1 protein-coding gene is annotated in these 337 nt (G+C 58.5%); it reads left to right on the top strand.

Annotated elements, in window-relative coordinates; genetic code table 11:
• On the top strand, positions 1-337 hold a 337-nt coding region (locus RMT89_RS41825; RefSeq protein WP_315888991.1), incomplete at both ends, for a hypothetical protein.

Raw genomic sequence — 337 nt, 5'->3', positions numbered from 1 at the left:
TTTGCCAGTGCCTTGGAGGCACTGGGCATTCGGCTGGATACAGAAACCCTCCACGAACTGATGAGTTACCTCGGCAGTGAGCAGGCATCGGTTTCATTGTCCGAGGCGGATCTCCCCGCACCGGAGCTGCTACCTGCCACCTCCCAGGACGAGCTGCAAGAGATTGCCCAACGCCTGGCCCTGATGAGTTCGTATCAGCAAGATACTTCTACGACACCGATGTCTTCTGCCGCCGAGGCGGCCATACGCTCGGTTGCCAGTCAACTGTCGCTAGAAGAGCATGAAGTCATGCCGCTGCTCCAGTCATTGAGCGTCATGGCTACCCCGTCCATGGCAC

The sequence above is a fragment of the Streptomyces sp. P17 genome, assembly GCF_032436805.1.
Taxonomy (GTDB): Bacteria; Actinomycetota; Actinomycetes; order Streptomycetales; family Streptomycetaceae; genus Streptomyces.
The sequence above is the reverse complement of the archived record's forward strand: the minus strand, read 5'-3'. Positions and strand labels throughout refer to the sequence as shown.